Origin of the sequence: Pseudomonas thermotolerans DSM 14292 (genome assembly GCF_000364625.1) — a bacterium.
GTDB classification, from domain to species: Bacteria; Pseudomonadota; Gammaproteobacteria; order Pseudomonadales; family Pseudomonadaceae; genus Aquipseudomonas; species Aquipseudomonas thermotolerans.
In genome coordinates this window covers 1-21543 of sequence record NZ_KB822608.1, presented here as the reverse complement: position 1 = coordinate 21543, position 21543 = coordinate 1, and the positions used below count along the sequence as shown (strand labels likewise).

The following is a 21543-nucleotide window of genomic DNA, read 5'->3' as shown; positions in this document are numbered from 1 at the left end:
CACGGGGCGGGGCTTTCCGGGCACTGCGGCGGCTTAGAAGCTGTAGTTGGCGGAGAGGATCGCCGCACGGCCGTCGCCGTACTCGATGGCCGAGGAACGGGCGTCGGTACCCGGCTGCTGGCGCACCCGCTCGACATAGTCCTCATCGAACAGGTTGTTGATGTTCAGCTGCAGGTCGAGGTTCTCGTTGACCCGGTAGCCGATCATCGCGTTGTGCAGCCAGTAGTCGTCCAGCTTGGCGTGGGAGGTGGAGCTCACGTTGCGCTCGCTGACGTAGCGGGCGCCGTAGCCCAGAGTCCAGCCGGCCGGCAGCTCGTAGGTGGTCCACAGGTTGAAGGAGCGCGGCGGGGTGTTGCCCAGCGCCTGGCCCTCACGCCCGGGATCGGCCACCGACTTCAGGGTCTCGCTGTCGAGGAAGGTGTAGTTGGCGAACACGTCCCACTGCTCGGTGATGTGGCCGGTCACGCCCAGCTCGACGCCCTGCACGCGCTGCTTGCCGGCCAGTTGGGTGGAGCCGTCGGCCATGGTTTCGCGGGCATCGGTCTTCTCGACGCGGAACAGCGCGGCATCCAGCTCCAGGCGGCGGTCGAACAGCTCCCACTTGGTGCCCAGCTCCCAGGTTTCGTTCTTCTCCGGATCGACGCCGGCGTTCGATTCGTTCAAGCCGCCACCGGTGGACGCCAGATTCTCCGCCGAGGGGTTGAAGGAGTTGCCCCAGGCCAGGTAGATGCGCCCGTTCTCCGCCGGCTTGTAGACCAGGCCGACGCGGCCGCTGAGCTTCTCGTCGGTGGACGACAGGTCGGAGGTCTGCACCTTGTCGCCCGAGAAGCCCTCGGCTTCGCCCTTGAACTTGTCGTAGCGCAGGCCCAGGTTCAGGTCCCACTGCTCGTGCAGGGCGATGGTGTCGAACACGTACAGCGCGGTGTCCTTCAGCTCGGTCTCGGTGTAGCCGGCGGTGGTCTTGCTGATCGGACCGTTCCAGCGGCCGGGCGGGTTGCCCAGGTCGTAGCCGTCGGCCGGATACAGGGCATTGCCCAGACCGTGGTTGTAGGTCTTCAGGTCCAGGGTCTCGCGGGAGATTTCCGCGCCCACCACCAGATCGTGGCGCATCCCGGCAAGGTCGAAGTTGCTGATCAGGTTGGTCTGGTTGATCCACATCTCGGTGGTCGTGTCACGCCCGTAGCCCTGCGGACCGGCCGGACGGTAACGGCCGGGCGGCACGCCCTGGACGTTGACGTGCGAGGCGGAGATGGTGGTGTCGCGGTCGATGCGGCTGTAGCGAGTCAGGTTCTGCAGGCGCAGGTTGTCGTTGAAGTCGTGCTCGAAGTTGGCAGTGAAGGCGTTCTGCTCGATCTCTTCCTTGTCCAGGTTCTTCCAGCCGAAGTAGGCGTCGCGGTCCACGCCGGCGATCTTCTTGCCGTCGCGGGCCGGTACGCCGTAGTCGGGCAGGTTGTCGTCGGTCTGGTGGAAGACGCTCAGGGTCAGGCGGGTGGACTCGCTGAAGCCCAGGCGCAGGGAGGGCGCGATGCCCCAGCGCTCGCGCTCGATCTCGTCGCGGCCGGGCACGTCGTTCTCGTGGGCCATCAGGTTGAGGCGGAAGGCGCTGTCCGTGCCGACGCCCTCCAGCGGCTGGTTGGTGTCCAGGGTCAGGCGATGGTAGTTGTCGGTGCCCAGGCTGCCGCCCAGGCGGGTGAAGGCTTCGCTCTTCGGCTGCTTGTTGATGATGTTGATGCTGCCGCCGGTGGTGCCGGCACCGCCGAACACCGAGTTGGGCCCCTTGATGACCTCCACCTGCTCGACGTTGAAGGTATCGGTACGGCTGGTCTGCGCGCTGTCGCGCAGGCCGTCGATCTGGATGTTGGAGTTCGCCGAGAAGCCGCGGATGTTGATGCTGTCGCCGGAGCCGCCGCCGGCCTCACCGGCGTTGAAGGTGATGCCGGAGACGTTGGACAGCACCTGACGCAGGCTCAGGGCCTGCTGCTCCTGAATCACCTTGGGCGGCACCACGGTGATGGTCTGCGGCACGTCGAGCAGCGGCGCCTGGTACTTGGCGGAAGCCGAGCGCTCGGTCTTCGAGCCGCTGTCGGCCTCGCCCTTCACCGTGATGTTGCCCAGCTCCAGCTGGCCATTGGCGGCCTCGGCGGCCAGCGCCAGGCCGCCCTGGGTGGCCACGGCCAGGCCGATGGCCGAAGACAGCAGATGCTTCTGGGCAAAGCTTGCAGGTACTCGATTCTTCTTGCTCATGGATTGGTCCCCCTTCCTTCGAAAAGCTGCGCAATCCTATTTGCATTTCATTATCAATTTCAATAAAAAATCTTTACGCCTGTAAAAAACCGTAAGCAAACCCGTTTTCGACGAGAACCCATGCCCGATCAGCCAGTCGTTTCCTCGCCCATCAGCCGCCATTCCACCGCCGCCGGGGAGGTGTGCCCATGAGCGCCTGCGACAACGCGGAGGAGCACGCCCTCGCCCAGGCCATCCTGAGCGCCGCCGAACAGGGCGACGTGGAGGCCCAGGCGCTGCTCGGCCAGATCCTCCTCGACGGCCGGGGCATCACCCGAGACGAGGCACTGGCCTTCACCTGGTTCGGTATCGCCGCTCGTCAGGGCCATGCCATGGCGCGGAACATGCTCGGTCGCTGCCACGAACACGGCTGGGGCTGTCCGGTGGACCTGCCGGCGGCGGCCCGCTGCTACCGGCTGGCGGCGGATCAGGGACTGGACTGGGGGCTGTACAACCTGGCCAACCTACTCGCCACCGGGCGCGGCGTGGCCCAGGACTACGCGCAGGCATACGCCCTCTACCGGCGCGCGGCGGAGATGGGTCATGCGAAGTCCATGAACCTAGTCGGCCGCTACCTGCACGAGGGTGTGCTGGGCGAGCCCGAGCCGCAGGAAGCCCTGGAGTGGTTCCGGCGCTCGGCCGAGGGCGGGGATTTTCGCGGGCAGTTCAGCTACGCCCTGCGCCTGCTGGAACAGGGCCGGCTCGACATGGCCCGCGGCTGGCTCGAACGGGCCCTGGAGGGCGGCAACCTGAACTTTCTGCGCGCCAGCCGGGGCCGCCTGCTGGCGCTGCCGCAGGCCGATGCGCTGCGCGACCTGGCCCTCGCCTACCACCGGCGCGCGGCTGAGCTGGGCGACGGGGACGACCAGGCGCGCTATCAGGCCCTGCTGGAAGACGGAAGAAGCTGACTCCCCGCTACGGACGGCGGGAAGCTCGACAGATCGCCGAAGATCAGCGCAGGATCAGCTCAGGCTGGATATCGGCGAGGGTTCGGCAACCGGTCAGCGCCATGCTCACTTCCAGCTCGGCGCGCAGCAGCTGCAGCACGTGGGCCACACCCAGCGCTCCGGCGGTGGCCAGGCCGAACACGTAGGGGCGCCCCACCAGCACCGCATCGGCGCCCAGCGCCAGAGCCTTGAACACGTCGCTGCCGCGGCGGATGCCGCCGTCCATGAGCAGCGGCACGCGGCCCTGCACCGCCTGGGCGACCGCCTCCAGCACCTCGATGGTCGCCGGTAGGCCATCCAGGGTGCGACCGCCGTGGTTGGAGACGATGATGCCGTCCACCCCAGCGGCCAGCGCCTGCCGGGCGTCCTCGGCGTCCAGCACGCCCTTGACCAGCAGCGGCAGGCGGGTCAGCGAACGCAGCCAGGCCAGGTCCTCCCAGGTCGGCGCCGTCTCCAGGAGCGGCGTGCCGAGCAGGATGCGCCCGTCCGCCGGGCCTTCGAGGGGGCGCAGACCGCGCAGGTTGACCGCTTCCACGTCCTCCGGCAGGGCGAAGCCGGCACGCTGCTCGCGGTTGCGCACGCCGTTGACCGGCGCATCCACGGTAAGCACCAGGGCCTGGTAGCCGGCCGCCTCGGCACGGCGCACCAGCTCGGCGGTGAATTCGCGGTCGTGCTGGACGTACAGCTGGAACCACAGCGGCCCCCGGGCCTGGGCGGCGATCTCCTCCAGGCCGATGCTGGCCTGGGTGCTGACCACCATGCCGCCCCCCAGGGTCCCGGCGGCCAGGGCGCTGGCCAGCTCGCCGTCGGGATGGGCGAGCTTCTGGTAGGCCACCGGGGCGAGAAGGATCGGGTGATCGAAGGTGCGGCCGAACAGCTCGAGACGGGTATGCCCGCCGCGCAGGTCGCGCAGCACCCGGCTGCGCAGGCGCAGGCGCTGGAAGGCGGCGCAGTTGTCGCGCAGGGTGAGTTCGTCCGCCGCGCCGCCGGCGATGTAGGCCCAGGCCTGGGCGCTCATGCGCTCGCGGGCGAAGGGCTCGTAGTCGACGACCGCGGCGATTTCCGGCGGAATCCGTTGCAGCTTGGGCAGCAGCTGGTTCATGGCAAGCTCAGGTCTGCGACCATTGGCGCAGCAGGTTGTGGTAGACACCGGTCAGGCGGATCAGCTCTGGGCTTTCCGGCACCTGGCGGGTCAGCCCCTGGATGGCGTCGTCCAGCTCCAGCAGCAGGGTGCGCTGGTGATCCTCGCGTACCAGACTCTGGATCCAGAAGAAGGCCGCCAGCCGCGCACCGCGGGTCACCGGCTCGACGCGGTGCAGGCTGCCACCGGTATAGAGCACCATGTGCCCGGCCGGCAGCTTGACGCGGTGGCTGCCGTAGGTGTCCTCGACCACCAGTTCGCCGCCGTCGTATTCCTCAGGGTCGCTGAAGAACAGGGTGGCGGACAGGTCGCCGCGCACCCGGTGCGGGGTGCCGGAAATGCTGAAGATGGCGTTGTCGATGTGGTTGCCGTAAGTGCCGCCCCTGGCGTAGCGGTTGAAACGCGGCGGCAGCACCTTGAGCGGTAGGGCCGCGGCGATGAAGCGCGGGATCTGCACCAGGCGGTCGAGGATGAAGTCGCCGAGCTGGCGGGCCAGCGGATCGTCGTGGGCCAGCTGCTGGTTGCTCTTGGCGTTGATCGCCAGGTGTCCGGCGGTGAGCCGGCCGTCCTGCCAGTTCGCCTCCTCCAGCGCCGCCCGGCATTGCCGCAGTTCGTCGGCCGTCAGCACGTCGGGGATGGTCAGCATCATGTGTCGTGGGTCTCCTGGCAGGGCTCGCGGCAAAGTCGCGAATGATTCTAAATCTTGCTGCGCAACTATGACAGCGACGCACTCCGCTGCGCTTGATCCAGAGCAATCCCGTGCCTTTCGACGCGCCCCATAGACGTACGAAGGCCCGCACGTGGCGGGCCTTCGCAAGTACCAGGCGGAGCCTCAGATGTAGTAGGACTTCAGAGGCGGGAAGCCGTTGAACTCCACTGCGCTGTAGCTGGTGGTGTAGGCGCCGGTGGAAAGCCAGTACAGGCGGTCGCCGCTGGCCAGGTTGAGCGGCAGGCCGTACTTGTAGTTCTCGTACATGATGTCGGCGCTGTCGCAGGTCGGCCCGGCGATGATCACTTCCTCCATCTCGCCCTTCTTCTCGGTCCAGATCGGGAACTTGATGGCCTCGTCCATGGTTTCGATCAGGCCAGAGAACTTGCCGACGTCGGTGTACACCCAGCGCTCCACGGCGGTGCGCGACTTGCGCGCGACCAGCACCACCTCGCTGACCAGGATGCCGGCGTTGGCGATCAGCGAGCGGCCCGGCTCGAGGATGATCTCCGGCAGCTCCTCGCCGAAGTCTTCCCTGAGGAAGCGGGTGATCTCCTCGGCGTAGGTCTCCAGGTCGTTGGTGCGCTGGATGTAGTTGGCCGGGAAGCCGCCGCCCATGTTGATCATCTGCAGGGTGATCCCGTCCTCGTTCCTGAGGCGCTCGAAGATCACCTTGACCTTGGCGATGGCCGCATCCCAGACGTCGATGTCGCGCTGCTGGCTGCCGACGTGGAAGGACACACCGTAGGGCACCAGGCCGAGCTGCTTGGCGAGGATCAGGAGGTCCAGGGCCATGTCCGGGTTGCAGCCGAACTTGCGCGACAGCGGCCAGTCCGCCGAGGCGGAGCCTTCGGTGAGGATGCGCACGTAGACCTTGGAGCCCGGCGCGGCCTTGGCGATGTTGCGCAGGTCGGCCTCGGAGTCGGTGGCGAACAGGCGCACGCCCTTATCGTAGAAGTAGCGGATGTCGCGGGACTTCTTGATGGTGTTGCCGTAGCTGATACGGTCGGCGCTCACCCCGGCCTTCAGCACCTTGTCCAGCTCGTAGATGGAGGCGATGTCGAAGCTGGAGCCCTTGTCACGCAGCAGCTCGATGATCTCCACGGCCGGGTTGGCCTTCACCGCGTAGTAGGTCTTGGCGTAGGGGAAACAGGTGACGAGCTGGTCGTAGGCGTCGGCGATGGTCTTCAGGTCGATCACCACGAAGGGGGTTTCATGCTGATCGGCGAACGCCTTCATGCGTTGGAAAGTGGCGGGTGCGAAATAGTCCTCGACCTTGATCGACATGCGCAGGGACTCCAGATGGCTGAACGAAATTACGGAATGGTGGAGTGGTTCCAGGTCTTGGAACCGCGAACGTCTGATCAGTTTCCCCACTTTGGTTCGCCTACTTCCCAAGGCATGTCGCCGAGCATCACCGGTACCGGGCAGGGACCGGCAACCTCTCGTCGTCAGTACTTGAGCCGGATGGATCGTTTCCAGCATGGACGTTCGGGCGCGCACTTTAGGACCATGCCCCGCCCAGATCAACCCAAAATTGCCGAACGTGCACAACCCGCATGGCGCCTGGCCGCGCGGCCGTTTTCGATCCGCAACGCAACGTCAGAAATGCTGCACGAATCCGCCTCCACGACCTGAAAGAACGCCCGGGCCATGGCGCCGATCCGCCAAGGACTTGTCCAGCCCCAACCGGAACGCCATCATGCCCGCCCATCGCCCATCAGGAGCCCGTCGTCGATGCTCAATCTGGTCGCCGCCTTCATCAGCCTCACCACCCTGCTCACCTACGTGAACTACCGGTTCATCCGCCTGCCGCCGACCATCGGCGTGATGGCCACCGCGCTGATCTTCTCGGCCCTGCTGCAGCTGGCCAGCCTGGCCGGCTTCCCGGTGCTGGAGCTGGAGATGCAGCGGCTGATCCGCGACATCGACTTCTCCGAAATCCTGATGACCTGGTTCCTGCCGGCGCTGCTGTTCGCCGGCGCGCTGCACGTCAACCTCGACGACCTGCGCAGCTACAAGTGGCCGATCGGCCTGCTCGCCACCTTCGGCGTGCTGCTCGCCACCGTGATCATTGGCGGCCTGGCCTGGCTGATCTTCGACCTGCTCGGCTGGCAGGTGCCGCTGCTCTACTGCCTGCTGTTCGGCGCGCTGATCTCGCCCACCGACCCCATCGCGGTGATGGGCATCCTCAAGTCCGCCGGCGCGCCCAAGCCGCTGTCCACCACCATCGTCGGCGAGTCGCTGTTCAACGACGGCACCGCCGTGGTGGTGTTCAGCATCCTGCTGAGCATCCTGCTCAGTGGTGCCACGCCGACCTTCGGCGAGGTGGGCTGGATGTTCGCCAAGGAGGCCGTCGGCGGCATGCTGGTCGGCCTGCTGCTCGGCGGGGTGACCATCCTGATGATGCGCGGCATCGACCAGTACCAGGTGGAGGTGATGCTGACCATCGCGCTGGTGTTCGGCGGCGCGGCGCTGTCCCGCGCGCTGCACGTCTCCGGGCCGATCGCCATGGTGGTGGCCGGGCTGATCGTCGGCAACTACGGGCGCCTGCACATCATGTCCGACGAGACCCGCCGCTATATCGACAAGTTCTGGGAGCTGATCGACGAGATCCTCAACACCCTGCTGTTCGCCCTGATCGGCATGGAGCTGCTGCTCCTGCCGTTCAGCTGGCTGCACGCGGGCGCCGCCTGCCTGCTCGGCGCCGCCGTGCTGGTCTCGCGCCTGGCCACGGTGGCGCCGCCGATCCTGCTGTTGCGCCAGTTCGGCCACCAGGCGCCGCTGGGCACCATTCGCATCCTCGCCTGGGGCGGCCTGCGCGGCGGCGTCTCGGTGGCCCTGGCGCTGTCCCTGCCGCTGGGGCCCGAGCGCGACCTGCTGCTGGCCCTGACCTACATCGTGGTGCTGGTGTCGATCCTGGTTCAGGGCCTGAGCATCGGCCCGCTGGTGCGCTGGATCTACCGCGGCCAGCCGCGCAGCCTGCAGTCCGAAGAACACTGAGCGCGCCGGGGCGGGCTGCCCCGGCATTCGCCGCTTTCGCACCCGCGACACCCGGCCTGCCGCGGCCGGCCGCTTCCGCTATAATCCCGCGCTTTTCCGGGCGCGCCGCGCCCGCCACCGTTTCCGCAGGCACAGACCATGACCAACCAGGCCGCCGAAGTCGCCAAGCGCCGTACCTTCGCGATCATCTCCCACCCCGACGCCGGTAAGACCACCATCACCGAGAAGCTGCTGCTGATGGGCCGCGCCATCGAGGTGGCCGGTACGGTGAAGTCGCGCAAGTCCGACCGCCACGCCACCTCCGACTGGATGGAGATGGAGAAGCAGCGCGGCATCTCCATCACCACCTCGGTGATGCAGTTCCCCTACCGCGAGCACATCATCAACCTGCTCGACACCCCCGGCCACGAGGACTTCTCCGAGGACACCTACCGCACCCTGACCGCGGTGGACTCGGCGCTGATGGTCCTCGACGGCGGCAAGGGCGTGGAACCGCGCACCATCGCCCTGATGGAAGTCTGCCGTCTGCGCGACACGCCCATCGTCAGCTTCATCAACAAGCTGGACCGCGACATCCGCGACCCCATCGAACTGCTCGATGAAATCGAGGCGGTGCTGAAGATCAAGGCCGCCCCCATCACCTGGCCGATCGGCTGTTACAAGGACTTCAAGGGCGTCTACCACCTGGCCGAGGACAAGATCATCGTCTACCAGCCGGGCCACGGCCACGAGCGCATCGAGCAGATCATCATCCAGGGCCTGGACTCCGCCGAGGCCCGCGCTCACCTGGGCGACCTGTACGACGACTTCGTCGAACAGCTGGAACTGGTCCAGGGCGCCTGCCACACCTTCGACAAGGACGCCTTCCTCAAGGGCGAGATGACCCCGGTGTTCTTCGGTACCGCGCTGGGCAACTTCGGCGTCGACCAGGTGCTCGACGCCATCGTCGACTGGGCGCCCATGCCCCTGCCACGCGCCGCCCACGAGCGCGTCGTGGAGCCCACCGAAGAGAAACTCACCGGCTTCGTGTTCAAGATCCAGGCGAACATGGACCCGAAGCACCGCGACCGCATCGCCTTCATGCGCATCTGCTCCGGCAAGTACGAGAAGGGCATGAAGATGCGCCACGTGCGCATCGGCAAGGACCTGAAGATCGCCGACGCCCTGACCTTCTTCTCCAGTGAGCGCGAGCAGTTGGAGGAGGCCTACGCCGGCGACATCATCGGCCTGCACAACCACGGCACCATCCAGATCGGCGACACCTTCAGCGAGGGCGAGGTGCTGGGCTTCACCGGCATCCCGCACTTCGCGCCGGAACTGTTCCGCCGCGTGCGCCTCAAAGACCCGCTGAAGTCCAAGCAGCTGCGCCAGGGCCTGCAGGAGCTGGCCGAGGAAGGCGCCACCCAGGTGTTCTTCCCCGAGCGCAGCAACGACATCATCCTCGGCGCGGTGGGCGTGCTGCAATTCGACGTGGTGGCCAGCCGCCTCAAGGAGGAATACAAGGTGGAGTGCGCCTACGAGACGGTCAACGTCTGGTCGGCGCGCTGGATCGAGTGCGAGGACAAGAAGAAGCTGGAAGAATTCAAGACCAAGGCCTTCGAGAACATCGCCATCGACGGCGGCGGCCACCTCACCTACCTGGCCCCGACCCGCGTCAACCTGAGCCTGATGGAGGAGCGCTGGCCGGACGTGAAGTTCCGCGCCACCCGCGAGCACCACTGACCCCTCTCCGCCCCCGTCCGCGCGCGGGGGCGGCTCTTCCCTTGGCCCTCGTCAGCCCCCCGGCGCTATCCTCAAGGCCATGCAGCTGATCGATACCCATACCCACCTGGATTTCCCAGACTTCGACGCCGACCGCGCCGAACTCCTGGCCCGCGCCCGCGCTCTGGGCGTCGAGCGTCTGGTGGTGCTGGGCGTCTACCAGGCCAACTGGCAGCGCCTCTGGGATCTGGTGGAGCGGGAAGAGGGCCTGTACGCCGCCTTCGGTCTGCACCCGGTGTACCTGGATGGCCACCGCCCCGAGCACCTGGCCGAGTTGCGCGCCTGGCTGGAACGCCTGGCCGGCCATCCCAGGCTCTGCGCCCTCGGCGAATTCGGCCTCGACTACTACCTCGCCGACCTCGACCGCGACGCCCAGCAGGCCCTGTTCGAGGCCCAACTGCGCCTTGCCGCCGAGTTCGAGCTGCCGGCCCTGCTCCACGTGCGCCGCGCCCATGCGCCGACCATCGCCGCCCTCAAACGCATCCGCGTCAAGCGCGGCGGCATCGTCCACGCCTTCGCCGGCAGCTACGAGGAGGCCCGCGAGTACCTCAGGCTGGGCTTTCGTCTAGGCCTCGGCGGCGCCGCCACCTGGCCGCAGGCCCACCGCCTGCGCAAGGTGGTGGCCAAGCTGCCTCTCGAAGCCATGGTGCTGGAAACCGACTCGCCGGACATGGCCCCGGCCATGCACCCCGGCGCGCGCAACAGCCCCGAATACCTGCCGGAGATCTGCGCCGTGCTCGCCGAGTTGCGCGGCGTGAGCCCCGAGGAGCTGGCCGCGGCCAGCACTGCCAACGCCTGCGCGCTGTTCGGCTGGTCCTGATCTTCGTCCGCGGCCAGAGCAATGAAAAAGCGGGCCGCCGCCCGCCTTTTCCCGAGGCTCCGTCCTAGACGCGGAAGGCGCCGATCAGGGCCTTGAGCTGGCCGACCAGTTGGCTCAGTTCGCGGCTGGACTGCTCGGTCTGGTTGGCGCCCTCGGCGGTGCGCTCACTGGCCCGGTTGATCGCCACGATGTTCTGGTCGATATCGTGGGCCACCGCGGTCTGCTGCTCGGCGGCGGCGGCGATCTGGCGGTTCTGATCGACGATCATGCTCACCGCGCCCAGGACGTTCTCCAGCGCCTGCTGCACCTTGGCCGACTCGTTGACCGTGCCGTCGGCCATCGCGTGACTGACGTTCATGGCCTTCACCGCGGCCCCCACTCCGCTCTGCAGGCGGTCGATCATGCTCTCGATCTCCTCGGTGGACTGCTGGGTGCGCAGGGCCAGGTTGCGCACCTCATCGGCCACCACCGCGAAGCCGCGGCCCGCCTCGCCGGCGCGCGCCGCCTCGATGGCGGCGTTCAGCGCCAGCAGGTTGGTCTGCTCAGCGATGCCCTTGATCACCACCAGCACCTGACTGATCGTCGCGCTGTCGGCGGCCAACTGGTTGATCACCGCCACCGACTGCTCGATCTCCCCGGCCAGCCGCCGGATGCTGGCCACCTGGGCCTCCAGCAGGGCCCGGCCGGACTCCGTCTCCTGGTTGACGCTCTGCGCACTATCCACCGCGGCGGCGGCGCTACGCGCCACTTCCTGGGCGGTGGCGGCCATCTCATTCATCGCCGTGGCCACCTGCTCGATCTGGTCGCGCTGCCCCGCTACCGCCTGGTTGCTCTCCCCGGACACCGTCTCGACCCGGCTGGCCTGGCCCTCCACCTCGCCCACGGTACGCCCGACCCGCTCGATCAGCTCGCGAATCCTCGCCACCGTGCCGTTGAACACCGCGCCCAGCTCGCCCAGTTCGTCACGGCTGCGGGTCTGGAAGCGGACGGTCATGTCGCCGGCGGCCACCCGCTCCATGACCCCGCCGAGGTGCTTCAGGGAGGTGCGGGTGGACACATAGAAAGCCGCGTAGAGGTAGCCGATCAGCAGAAACACCACCACCAGCGCGGCGACCAGCAGGATCATCTGCAGGCGCTTCTGCGCCAGGCGTTCCTGCAGCTGGCCGTCCAGAGCGGCGAGCACCGCGTCGTTGAGCCGGTAGGTCCGCTCCAACTGGGCGCTGAGCTGATCGAAGAAGCGCTCCCAGGGGGTATCCAGGGTCTCGGCCTCCACCACCTGCTCCTCGATCAGCGCCGCGCCGTCCCGGAGCGACGCCTGACTGGCCTCCGCCATCGGCCTCAGGGTTGCCGCGGCGCGTCCGGTGAGCAGGCTCTGCAGGCCGAGGCCGTACTCGCCGTGGAGCTTCTCGAGGCCTAGCAGCAGGTCGTCCAGCCGGCTACTGGATGAGGAATTGAGGAACCCCTGCCCCAGCGCGCCGCTGCCAATGGAGCGACCGAGGCTCAGGGCAGCGGTGACCCGGGCAGTCATGTCGCCTACCAGGGCGGACAGCTGGCGCACCTCGGCCTCGCTGTCCTGCGGGAAGCCGGCCTGGGCGACGATCAATTGGACGAACACCTGGGCATTGCCGGCGATCTTCTCCAGCCGGCCCACCTTGCTCTGCAGCGAGCTTTCCGCGCGAATGGCCTCGAGCTCGGCGAGCAGCTCGTCGCGCTTGGCGGTGAAGGCCGCCACCTGCTCGGCGCCGCTGACCACCGGCTGCATGCCCCGTAGCAGGGCGAGGGTCTGCTCCTCCAGAGCCTTGATGCGCGGCTCGATCTGCGCCGCCTCGGCGGACTGGCCGATCAGTCCGTTGATCTCCGTCAGGTCGCCGAGGTCCTCCAGCTGGCGGCGCAGCTTCAGGCTGTCGCCGAGCAGCCCGATGCTCTCCAGCTCCACGCGGGTGGCGACGAACTGGGCGTAGGAATCACGGACGAGGTAGAAGTTGGTGACCAGCATCGGCAGGAAGAACAGCACGCTGATCAGGCTGAACTTCATGCCGAAGCTGAGGCGGTTCATCAGCGCAATGGCCGGATACAACACGGTCTTCACTAGACGTCTCCTGAGCGCTTTTATTGTTATCTTCCGGCATCCGGTAGCCCTGGCAGCCCCTACCTGCCCGACCGTTCGGCCCACAGCGCGCCCGCCGGATCGAGGTGCGCCGGTCCACGCATGTGCGCGGTCACGGCTCCGGGCAGCAGAACGAGAGCCCTGTATACCCGATATCGGCGGGTGGATCTGTAAATTAAGGTTAAGGCGTCGGATTTTCCGGGCTGGCCAGCGGCCGGAACCTCAAGAAAGGACAAGGAAAGCGTCTAGATCGGGGGTCGGAGGTTTTCCCTTCAGCCTGCCCGCCCCCGCAAGGAAACGGGAGAAAACCTCCGTAACCGTCACCCTATTCAGAGCAACAGGATCCACACCGCAAGGCCCGCATACCAGAGCACCGCCGCACGGATCTGCAGCTGCCAGAGCTGGTCCAGACTGGCCACCCCGACCTCGCCCGGCTGCGGCTCCGGCAGGTCGTCCGCCGCCTGGCCGGCCTGGGTCACCAGGCGCGCCGCCGGGATGTCCCAGTTGAGCAGCTCGTGGAGCACCGTGCGGATCACCGCCGAGAAGTTGCCGACCAGCGCGAAGCTCAATGCCAACACCCGCGCCGGCAGCCAGTCCAGGCCGTGGCGCACCTGCACCGCGCGCTCGCGCAGGGCGGGTTGCCGGGCATGCTCGCAGGTCAGCGCCAGCAGCCGGTAGGCCAGCGCCGCCAGCGGGCCGAGCAGGGCGTACCAGAAGATCACCGCGAAGAAACCCTGGAAGCCCTGCCAGAGCAGGTAGCCCTGCACCCGGTGCAGCAGCTGGCCGCCCTCGTCGGCCACCAGCCCCAGATCGCGCTCGGCGACGTGGTAGGCCCCCTGGCTGTCGCCGCGCCGCCAGGCATCGCGGAACGGTCCAAGAGCGGCCAGCAGGTCGCCGCGCCCGAGACTGTAGATCAGCACCACCAGATGCACCGGCAGGGCCAGCCAGCCGTGGGCGATGGGTTCAAGCAGCCAGAGCAGCACGCCGAGCAGCGCCACCGGCAGCAGAACCAGCACCAGCAGACGAGACCAGGGTGCCGTGGCGCTGCCGTCTTCCACCCTGCCCAGCAGGTTCAGCCAGAGGCCGTCCTGCTGGATTCGTCGACGCCAGCCAGAGAATTTCTCGATCCACAGCACCAGCAGCAGTACCAGAAAACTCATGGTTCACTCCTTGTCCAGCAACGCCGCGCGATAACGCGCCCAGTCGAAACAGGGGCCCGGATCGGTCTTGCGGCCCGGGGCAATATCGCTGTGCCCGCAGATCCGATCAAGCCCGATCGCCGGGTAGGCGGCCTGCAGCTGGCGAGTCAGCTCCACCAGCACGCGGTACTGCGCATCGCTGAAGGGCAGCTCATCGGTGCCCTCCAGCTCGATGCCGATGGAGAAGTCGTTGCAGTTCTCCCGCCCGGCAAAGCAGGACACCCCGGCGTGCCAGGCACGATCCTGGCAGGAGACGAACTGAGTGACTGCGCCGTCGCGCTCGATCAGGAAGTGCGCGGAGACGCGCATCTCGGCGATGCCCGCGAAATAGGGATGCTCGTCCACCACCAGACGGTTCTGGAAGAACTCCTGCACCTTTCCGGTGCCGAACTGCCCGGGCGGCAGGCTGATGTTGTGGATCACCAGCAGGGAGATCTCCCCGTCCGGGCGCGCGTTGAAGTTGGCCGACGGGCAGTGACGAACGCCCAGGCACCAGCCGGTGCGGGGATCCAGACGCATGCGCGAACTCCTTCGATGAACCTCTCTGGAGCCAGGAGTCTACAGGAGCGCGGGGCGGCCGGGCCCGGAAAACGACGACGCCCGGAACGGGCCGGGCGTCGTGGCTGCGCAGGGCAGGATCAGGCGTTCTTCAACCGGCGCAGGTTGCCGATCACCGATTCCAGCGCGCGGTCGAACAGCAGCGCGTCATCCAGCAGGCGGATGGTGCCGCGTCGGAACTCCACGGCCAGGCCCATGCGGGTCTTTTCCAACACCTTCATGCCGGTGCGGTTGACGAACACGTACTTACCGGTGGCCTTGATCACCGCGGCCAGCTTGCAGCGCAGCTTGTGCTCCTCGTCCTCCTGGAACTCCACCCAGCTGCCGACGCGCAGGTTGTCCACCTGCTGCAGCGACTCATCGTCCTCCGGAAGGATCTCCTCCGGCTCCAGGGTGCGGGTTTCCTCCGGCGCGGCGAGGACGATCTCCTCGACCACCGCCACCATCGGCGGCTCTGCCGGGGCTTCCTCGTCCACCGCCGCGAGGTCCAGCAGCGGGCGGTCCTGCGGCTCGACGGCCACGCCCTCGGCCGCCGACTCGGCCTCCGGCAGCGGGCGCTTGAAGCGCTGCAGCCCCTGCACGTGCAGGGCCTCCAGCTGGCTGAAGAACTCCCCGGTGGAGAAAGGATCGAAGGCCGCGCTGGCCAGCCCTTCGCGCAGCGACTTGAGCAAGCCCGGCACCAGCTCCAGCAGGCGCTGACGCGCCTCGGGCTCGTCGTGGGGCTCGACGCTCCAGATCAGGTCGTCCATGGTCGCCAGGGCCGCCTGCCATTCCGCGGATTCCACGCCGTGCTTCAGGCAGGTGAGCATCAGCACCTTGCTCCAGGCCTCCTTGAGCAGACGCACCACCACTTCGGGCAGGGTCTTGCCCAGCAGCCGCTCGTTCAGCGCCTGCTCCACCTGGCGGCGGGCCAGCTCGGCCTTGGCGCTGCCCTCCTCGGCATCGCGGGTACGCTGCTCGAGCAATTCGCTGCGCCGGCGCTCGTCGCCGATGAAGGCCAGGAAGTCGGCCAGCAGCTCGGAGAAGATCGCCGGATCGTCAACGAAGTCGTTGAGCAGGCGCTGCACGATCTGCTCGATCTTCTGGTACAGGCTGTCGCGCTGCACGTCGCCCTGGTCGGCCCAGCCCAGCGCCGCCGAAGCGATCTCGTTGAGCAGGCGCCGCGCCGGGTGGCTGCCGCGACCGAAGAAGGTCTTGTCCAGCACCGCGACCTTGAGCATGGGAATCTGCAGGCGGCCGATCAGCGCCTTGAGGGAATCCGGCAGGTTGCGATCGTCGAGGATGAACTCGAAGAGCATGGACACCAGATTGATGACGTCCTCGTCCACCTCGCCGACCACGCGGACCTTGCCGCTCTTGGCGCTGACGCGGCCGAGCAGCGCTTCCAACTGGTCGCGTACGTCGAGCTCGCTCATCGCCTCCACGGGCATCCGCTGCTGCAGATGGGAAAGCAGCCGGGTCAGGTCACGGCTGGTGATCGGCAGGGCATCGGCCGGCAGCTCGCGGCGCGGCACGGCCACGCCACGCACCTGGGCAAGCAGGTCCTGGAGAACCTGGAAGACTTCCTGAACCTCGCCACCCTCGGCATGCCCCTCGCCGGCCGCCACCTGCGCGGCCCGGCTCGCCGCCGGCTGGTTCGGTGCGCGGCGGCGAGCCTGCGGCAGAGATTTCAGCTCGGGCAGCACGCCGGCGCTGATCAGCGCCTGGTTGGCCTCGTCGTACAGCTCGCCCAGGCCGCTCAGCACGTACTTCTCGAACAGCTTGAGGATGATCAGCTTGACCTTGATGTCCACGCCAAGGTCGCTGCAGGACTCGATGAAGGCGTGGCACAGCGCCTCCGGGCCGAGCGGGTTGCTCTTGTCGTCGAGCTTGCGCGGCACCAGCGAATTCAGCCGGGTGGTCAGGTGCCCCAGCGCCAGGGCGTCGCGGCTCATGACCTTGGCGACCATCGAATCGACGGCGACGCGCTCCTCCAGCTCGTCGTTCTGGACCAGCGACAGGCTGTCGAACGACATCGCGTCCAGCTGCGGCGCCTTGCCGATCTCGTACTGGGTCAGGGAAGCAAACGACTCGAAGAGCTTGTGCAGGAAGCCGCGCTCGATGTTCTTGCGCTTCAGGCGCAGGTCGCGCATGGCCTCGAAGAAGGTATTCTGCTCGGCATTGCTGGTAGCCCGGTCGGCCATCTCGAACAGGGTATCGTCCGCATTGTCGAACAACGCCTGCAAAGCCTGCTTGAGCTGCTGCGCAGCCTTGTCGCGGACAGGGATCAACGCCACGGGCAGTTTTCCTACCGGCGAGTTAGGCGAATGCTCAGGGGCAACCTTGGAGAGGTGCACCACTTTCGCGTCGGTCATTGCGTGTCTCCTGCAAACCCATCATCCAGTATGACGGGCCGCACAACGGTCGGCGGAGTGTCGTCCCTAACGTCAAAGGTATGGCGTCAATAGTTGGAGGTAAAGCCATTATAAGGATCAATGCGCAAGCCCAGTAATCTTTTCATCCAGACATGAACCAGGTCACAGTGATGACAGCCGGGATTTTCCGCACCTTCCCCAGCGGAAACGACTCCAACATCTGCACCTTAGCGCAGCTGCCTCTATAATCCCGCCTCCTCGACGAGCGCCTTTGCCTTCCTCGGGCGGGCTGCGTCATCCTTCCCCTGTTTCCGGCCACTGAGCACGCGGAGTTCGCCATGCCCAACCTGACCCTTGCCGACCTGAGCGCCGAGATCGAAGCGAATGTCCGCCGCGCCCTGGCCGAGGACATCGGCAGCGGCGACATCACCGCCCAACTAATCCCCAGTGAACGCCTGGCCCATGCCAGCGTCATCACCCGCGAAGCCGCCGTGATCTGCGGCACCGCCTGGGTGGATGCGGTGTTCCACCAGCTCGACCCGCGCGTAGCCGTGCACTGGCAGGTGCAGGATGGCGACCGGGTGCAGCCGAACCAGGTGCTCTTCACCCTCGAAGGCCCGGCGCGCGCCCTGCTGAGCGGCGAGCGCAGCGCCCTGAACTTCCTGCAGACCCTCTCCGGCGTGGCGACCAAGTGCCGCCACTACGCCGACCTGGTCAGCGGCACCCGGGTCAAGCTGCTCGACACCCGCAAGACTCTCCCGGGCCTGCGCCTGGCACAGAAATACGCGGTCACCTGCGGCGGCTGCCACAACCACCGCATCGGTCTCTACGACGCCTTCCTGATCAAGGAGAACCACATCGCCGCCTGCGGCGGTATCGCCCAGGCCATCGCCAACGCCCGGCGGATCGCTCCCGGCAAGCCGGTGGAAGTGGAAGTGGAAAGCCTGGAAGAACTGCAGGAAGCCCTGGATGCCGGCGCCGACATCATCATGCTCGACGAACTCAGCCTCGACGACATGCGCCGTGCCGTAACCCTCACCGCCGGTCGCGCCAAGCTGGAAGCCTCGGGCGGCATCAACGAAAGCACCCTGCGCACCATCGCCGAGACCGGAGTGGACTACATCTCGCTGGGGACTCTGACCAAGGACGTGAAGGCGGTGGATCTGTCGATGCGGCTGGCCCTGTAAGGCCACCCGCACCGAAGACCTTCTCGAGTCCTTGGCTGATCGCGCCAGTCCGAGCCGTCGATACGCCCCAGTAGACATTGACCGAGCGCACTGCAATACATCTCCGCTCTCTGGCATGATCCCGCCACTTCACCATATCGGGATATCACCAGCATGAGCGGACTGGACACACTCAGAGAGCGCATCGCTACCGACGAGGCGATCATCGGCATCTACGGCCTGGGCTACGTCGGGCTGCCTCTGGCGCTGCGCTTCGCCGAAGTGGGGCTGAAGGTGATCGGCTTCGACATCGACCCGGTCAAGGTGGACAAGCTCAACAACGGACAGAGCTATATCGAACGACTCACTCCCGACCTGATCCAGACCGCCGTCCACCAGGGGTTCGAGGCCACCACGGACTTCGCCCGCTCCCGCGAGGCCGACGCACTGATCATCTGCGTACCCACTCCGCTGGATACTCACCGCCAGCCGGACCTGAGCTTCATCACTTCGACGCTCGAGGCCATGCTGCCCCATCTGCGCAGTGGGCAATTGATGAGTCTGGAAAGCACCACTTGGCCGGGTACCACCGAGGAAGTGCTGCTACCGCGCGTTCAGGAGCAAGGACTGAAGGTCGGCGAGGACTTTGCCCTTGTCTTCTCCCCGGAGCGCGAAGACCCGGGCAACCCGCACTTTTCCACTCGCGATATTCCCAAGGTCATCGGCGGCATTACCCCTACCTGCCTGGAGCTAGGCAAAGCCCTCTACGAAAAGGCCATTACCCGCATGGTCCCGGTCAGCAGCACCCGGGCCGCGGAAATGACCAAACTGCTGGAGAACATCCACCGCAGCGTCAACATCGGCCTGGTCAACGAAATGAAGATCGTCGCCGACAAGATGGGCATCGACATCCACGAGGTCATCGACGCCGCCGCCACCAAGCCCTTCGGGTTCGTTCCCTACAAGCCCGGCCCAGGACTGGGCGGCCACTGCATCCCCATCGACCCCTTCTATCTCACCTGGAAGGCCAAGGAATACGGCATCAACACCCGTTTCATCGAACTGGCCGGGGAGATCAACCACTACATGCCCCACTGGGTGGTCCAGAAGATCGCGGACGCACTCAATGATCAAGGCAAGGCCATCAAGGGCAGCCGCATCCTCATCCTGGGCCTGGCCTACAAGAAGAACATCGACGACACCCGGGAATCCCCGGCAGTGGAAATCCTCGACCTGCTACAGGCCAAAGGGGCCGAAGTCGCCTACAGCGACCCGCACGTCCCGGTCTTCCCTCGCAAGCGCCACTACCACTTCGACTTGCAATCCGTACCACTGAACGCCGAAACCCTCGCGAGCTACGACTGCGCAGTGCTGGCCACTGACCATGATCGCTTCGATTACGAACTGCTACAGAGGCATGCTCGCCTGATTGTGGATACTCGAGGCAGGCTGCCCAGAAATACCCGAATTGTCAGTGCCTGACAGCTTCTGCCCGAATCCGACTCAACAATAGCCACAGACAAAGCTGCGCCTAATTGAGGCAAGCGAGATGTTCAATGACGGAAAAACGCCCGCGCATTCTCCTCATCACACGCAATCTACCGCCGCTGGTCGGCGGCATGGAGCGACTGAATTGGCATATGGCTGACGAGCTGGCCAAATGGGCCGAGGTCCGAGTGATTGGTCCCAGCGCATCCGCAGTACTGAAACCTCGATCCGTCACCTTGATCGGAGCCCCGCTCAAGCCGCTACCGCTGTTTCTCCTGACATCCGCACTCAAGGGGTTCTGGCTTGCCTTGCGCTGGAAACCAAATGTGGTTTTAGCCGGCAGCGGCCTAACTGCGCCTATAGCCTGGCTGCTGGGCAAACTATGCGGAGCTCGCACGGCAGCTTATCTGCATGGCCTGGATATCACTGTCAATCACACCCTGTACCGCAAGCTCTGGCGACCAACATTCAGGAAGCTGGACCGGGTTATCGTCAACAGCACGTCCAGCCAGCAACTGGCTCTTGCCGCTGGTGTCAATCCAAATACCATCAGCATCATTCATCCCGGAGTCCGGCTCCCGGAAACGCCACAGCCGGCAGAGAACATTGCAGCCTTCAAAGAGCGGCACGACCTGAACGGCAAAAAAATTCTGCTCTCCGTAGGCCGGCTGACCACCCGTAAAGGGCTCAGGGAGTTCGTGGAGCATGCCCTGCCCGACATCGTACAAGCCATCCCGTCAGCCATGCTGGTTGTCATTGGCGAGGCTCCCAAGAACTCCCTTGGGGCAGACATCCAAAGCGTGGAAAGCATCCAGGCGCAGGCCCTGAAATCAGGTGTGGGCGGACATATCAAGTTCTTGGGCGTCGTCACCAACAGCAACCTATTAGCAACAGCTTACGAAGCAGCCGATGTGCACGTCTTTCCGGTCCGCCACATTCCCGATGACCCTGAAGGCTTCGGCATGGTTGCCACCGAAGCCGCCGCACACGGCGTACCGACCGTGGCCTTTGCCACCGGAGGCATATCTGATGCTGTCTCTGAAGGACAATCCGGACATCTGGTTCCCGCCGGTGACTACGCTGCTTTGACTCAGGCGGTGATAAAAACTCTCGAAGTTCCCAGAACAGAATGGCAGCCAAAGGCCGCCGCTTTCTCCCGACAGTTCTCCTGGCAGAATTTCGGCCAACGCATTGGGGCCGCATTGCTGGTCGATCCTCAATGACCGTATCCCAAAACATCAAGATGTCCACGACTCTGGCCACTGTTACTGTGACCTACAATCCAGCCTTGGCTGAACTAGAGGCACAACTTCGGGCATTGCCCTCCTCCAGCCCCAAAGTCATCGTGGACAACGCATCCCAAACGGAGTGCTGGATAGAGGTCGAAGCTCTCGTCAGCCAATTTCAGAATGTGCATCTGATACGATGCGATACCAACCTTGGCTTGGCGGCAGCCATAAACCAGGGTGTTCAGTGGTTAGCGACACTGACTCCTACGCCAGAGTTCGTACTTTTGCTAGATCAGGACAGCGAACCGAAACCAGGCAGCATTACCGCCCTGCTTGAGGCCTTTCGGAGTCTTAAAGCAAAGGGCTACAGAGTGGGCTGCGTCGGGCCATTGCTTGAAGACCCTGATACCGGGCTGACCCACGGTTTTCACCAAAGCACCCGATGGAGATGGACACGGGCCTACCCCGCAACAGACTCTCCATTACCCGTTCCATGCGCCAACCTCAATGGCAGCGGAACGCTTGTTCCCATTGCCCTGTTCGAGCAATTGGGCGGCCTCGACGAGTCACTGTTCATTGACCACGTAGATACCGAATGGGCGTTCCGTGTCACGGCACACGGATACAGTTTATGGGGCATCCCTAAGGATGGTCTGAAGTAGCCACGTATTTCTGGCCGACTACAGACCTCGCTGTTTTTTGAAGCGATCCATCGATCAAAAAGCGCTCAGATCGTCGTCTTATGTAGGGTTTTTAGCCGCTACGCGTACCCCGTAGC

The 21543-nt window shown here is 65.7% G+C and carries 16 protein-coding genes; 8 read left to right on the top strand and 8 right to left on the bottom strand.

The features are described from left to right. Positions 1-33 precede the first annotated feature (33 nt). A complete protein-coding gene (locus tag H165_RS0109135; RefSeq protein WP_017938629.1) occupies positions 34-2244 on the bottom strand; it encodes a TonB-dependent receptor in 2211 nt (736 codons plus the stop codon). A 188-nt stretch (positions 2245-2432) separates the two neighbouring features. Between H165_RS0109135 and H165_RS0109130 the strand changes: the two genes are divergently transcribed. After that, the gene (locus H165_RS0109130) at positions 2433-3191 is read left to right on the top strand and encodes a tetratricopeptide repeat protein (protein WP_017938628.1); all 759 of its coding nucleotides are present in this window, start codon (positions 2433-2435) and stop codon (positions 3189-3191) included. A 43-nt stretch (positions 3192-3234) separates the two neighbouring features. On the opposite strand, the gene H165_RS0109125 is transcribed toward H165_RS0109130, so the two are convergent. From H165_RS0109125 to H165_RS0109115, 3 genes are all read right to left on the bottom strand, one after another. Further along, on the bottom strand, positions 3235-4332 hold the full coding sequence (locus tag H165_RS0109125; protein ID WP_017938627.1) for an alpha-hydroxy acid oxidase: 1098 nt from the start codon (positions 4330-4332) through the stop codon (positions 3235-3237). A gap of 7 nt (positions 4333-4339) precedes the next feature. Continuing rightward, positions 4340-5020, bottom strand: a complete 681-nt coding sequence (locus tag H165_RS0109120; protein WP_017938626.1) for a Fe2+-dependent dioxygenase — start codon at positions 5018-5020, stop codon at positions 4340-4342. 183 nt (positions 5021-5203) lie between these two features. After that, on the bottom strand, positions 5204-6367 hold the full coding sequence (locus H165_RS0109115) for a type III PLP-dependent enzyme (RefSeq protein ID WP_017938625.1): 1164 nt from the start codon (positions 6365-6367) through the stop codon (positions 5204-5206). Positions 6368-6817: 450 nt separating this feature from the next. Here H165_RS0109115 and H165_RS0109110 point away from each other — a divergent pair, with 450 nt between their 5' ends. The 3 genes from H165_RS0109110 to H165_RS0109100 all read left to right on the top strand — a co-directional run bounded on the left by H165_RS0109110 (position 6818) and on the right by H165_RS0109100 (position 10664). Beyond that, on the top strand, positions 6818-8083 hold the full coding sequence (locus tag H165_RS0109110; RefSeq protein WP_017938624.1) for a cation:proton antiporter: 1266 nt from the start codon (positions 6818-6820) through the stop codon (positions 8081-8083). A gap of 138 nt (positions 8084-8221) precedes the next feature. After that, positions 8222-9805, top strand: coding sequence for a peptide chain release factor 3 (locus H165_RS0109105; protein ID WP_017938623.1), 1584 nt, complete (start codon positions 8222-8224; stop codon positions 9803-9805). A 79-nt stretch (positions 9806-9884) separates the two neighbouring features. Beyond that, positions 9885-10664, top strand: coding sequence for a TatD family hydrolase (locus tag H165_RS0109100; protein ID WP_017938622.1), 780 nt, complete (start codon positions 9885-9887; stop codon positions 10662-10664). Positions 10665-10728: 64 nt separating this feature from the next. Here the strand turns inward: H165_RS0109100 and H165_RS20325 are convergent, their stop codons facing one another. The 4 genes from H165_RS20325 to H165_RS0109080 form a co-directional block, all read right to left on the bottom strand. Then, entirely contained in the window at positions 10729-12753 is a 2025-nt protein-coding gene (locus H165_RS20325; RefSeq protein WP_017938621.1) for a methyl-accepting chemotaxis protein, read from the bottom strand. A gap of 347 nt (positions 12754-13100) precedes the next feature. After that, positions 13101-13931 (bottom strand): regulatory signaling modulator protein AmpE, encoded by an 831-nt coding sequence (ampE, locus tag H165_RS0109090; RefSeq protein WP_017938620.1) that lies wholly within the window; start codon positions 13929-13931, stop codon positions 13101-13103. Between the two features lie 3 nt (positions 13932-13934). Next, the gene (gene ampD / locus H165_RS0109085; RefSeq protein ID WP_017938619.1) at positions 13935-14489 is read right to left on the bottom strand and encodes a 1,6-anhydro-N-acetylmuramyl-L-alanine amidase AmpD; all 555 of its coding nucleotides are present in this window, start codon (positions 14487-14489) and stop codon (positions 13935-13937) included. 119 nt (positions 14490-14608) lie between these two features. Continuing rightward, positions 14609-16882, bottom strand: coding sequence for a DUF1631 domain-containing protein (locus tag H165_RS0109080; protein WP_026146495.1), 2274 nt, complete (start codon positions 16880-16882; stop codon positions 14609-14611). Between the two features lie 338 nt (positions 16883-17220). Between H165_RS0109080 and nadC the strand changes: the two genes are divergently transcribed. From nadC to H165_RS19150, 4 genes are all read left to right on the top strand, one after another. Further along, positions 17221-18069: a carboxylating nicotinate-nucleotide diphosphorylase gene (gene nadC / locus H165_RS0109075; RefSeq protein ID WP_017938617.1), complete on the top strand. Its 849-nt coding sequence runs from the start codon at positions 17221-17223 to the stop codon at positions 18067-18069. Positions 18070-18222: 153 nt separating this feature from the next. Further along, entirely contained in the window at positions 18223-19530 is a 1308-nt protein-coding gene (locus tag H165_RS0109070; RefSeq protein WP_017938616.1) for a nucleotide sugar dehydrogenase, read from the top strand. 74 nt (positions 19531-19604) lie between these two features. Then, positions 19605-20759: a glycosyltransferase family 4 protein gene (locus H165_RS0109065; RefSeq protein WP_026146494.1), complete on the top strand. Its 1155-nt coding sequence runs from the start codon at positions 19605-19607 to the stop codon at positions 20757-20759. Further along, positions 20756-21427, top strand: coding sequence for a glycosyltransferase (locus H165_RS19150; protein WP_081609342.1), 672 nt, complete (start codon positions 20756-20758; stop codon positions 21425-21427). The genes H165_RS0109065 and H165_RS19150 overlap by 4 nt, the downstream gene beginning before the upstream one ends. Positions 21428-21543 lie beyond the last annotated feature (116 nt).